Origin of the sequence: Ideonella paludis (genome assembly GCF_018069865.1) — a bacterium.
GTDB classification, from domain to species: domain Bacteria; phylum Pseudomonadota; class Gammaproteobacteria; order Burkholderiales; family Burkholderiaceae_C; genus Ideonella; species Ideonella paludis.
This window is the reverse complement of sequence record NZ_JAGQDG010000021.1, coordinates 1-1463: the sequence shown is the minus strand read 5'-3', so window position 1 is coordinate 1463 and position 1463 is coordinate 1. Positions and strand designations below refer to the sequence as shown.

General features: G+C 58.0%; 2 protein-coding genes. Both read left to right on the top strand.

All coding sequences use genetic code 11. The features are described from left to right. Positions 1–927: Fic family protein (locus KAK11_RS21615; RefSeq protein ID WP_210811705.1), on the top strand; the 927-nt coding region annotated here is incomplete at its 5' end. Between the two features lie 8 nt (positions 928–935). Further along, on the top strand, positions 936–1280 hold the full coding sequence (locus tag KAK11_RS21610) for a hypothetical protein (RefSeq protein WP_210811703.1): 345 nt from the start codon (positions 936–938) through the stop codon (positions 1278–1280). Positions 1281–1463: the final 183 nt, after the last annotated feature.

Below are 1463 nucleotides of genomic sequence, written 5' to 3'. Positions count from 1 at the left end.
CGCAGGGTGGCCACCATAGAGAGCATCGGGTCGTCAACCCGCATCGAGGGCAGCAAGCTGTCCGACAGGGATGTGGAGAGGCTGCTTTCCAACCTGGCCATCCAGTCTTTTGAGACCCGTGATGAACAGGAGGTGGCTGGCTACGCCGAACTGATGGACTTGGTGTTCAGCTCCTGGCGGGACATTCCGTTCAACGAGAACCACGTCAAGCAACTGCACCAGATCCTGCTGCGCCACAGTGAGAAGGACTCGCGGCACCGTGGACAGTACAAGACCAACTCGAACAGCGTGGCCGCTTTCGATGAAAACGGTGTGCAGATCGGGATCGTGTTCGAGACGGCAAGCCCGTTCGACACGCCACATCTGATGGCTGAATTGGTGAGCTGGGTGAATGAGGAGCGCGACAAGGCACAGTTGCACCCGCTTTTGATCATTGCCATCTTCGTCGTGGTGTTCTTGGAGATCCACCCCTTCCAGGATGGCAATGGCCGCCTCAGTCGTGTCTTGACCACTTTGTTGCTCATTCAGGCAGGCTACGCTTATGTCCCGTACAGCTCGCTGGAGAGCGTGATCGAGCTGAACAAAGAGGCGTACTACCTTGCCCTGAGGCAGACACAAGGGTCCATCCGGACAAATGCGCCCAACTGGCAACCGTGGCTGGTGTTCTTCCTGCGTTCACTGGCCGAGCAGGTACGGCGGCTGGAAAAGAAAGTAGAGCGCGAGAAGATCGTGCTGGCTGCCTTGCCCGAGCTGTCACTGCAGATCGTCGAACTTGCCCGCGAGCACGGGCGAGTCACGATCGGCGATACGATCAAATTGACGGGTGTCAGCCGAAACACGCTGAAGCAACACTTCCGCAATCTGGTCGAGCACGGTCACTTGAATCAGCATGGCAGCGGCCGTGGTGTTTGGTACGAACTCAAGTGATCGGATGGATGTCGGTTGACCTCAATCATGGTGAACGTCCTGCCGCCCCACCTCGACCATTGGGTGAGCGGCACCAATTGACGAGTGAGGCCTTCAGATCCTTCGTGGTGAGCTACGGCCGCCTGCTGCCACTGGCCAAGCCATCACCATTCGCTGAGAAAGATATTGTCCAAAAGTTGATGGCCTACAGCGGCGGCCTGACTGGCAGGGTGACCAAGCTCTTGGCGCAAGCGGACGAACTGGCCATCAGGACCAAAACAGAGTCCATCAGCATGGATCTGCTGGAGGAGGCCGCCGCCGCCGGCACCTTCAAGCTCACAGCCAGGACGCAGGCGGAAAGCGCCCAACCTTGAACGTCTCGAAGCCGCGTTGAGGGCTCCGGTGACAAATTAAGGGATCATCGCTGCCAAATTAAGGTGCCATTGGTGACACGATTAAGGTGAACCCACAGTTTCGATCATCCTTGTAGCGTGGATGCCCTCAAGCCGAACGAGTCGTGAGGTAAACCGCCGCCTGCACGCGCGAGCTGAGCCCTA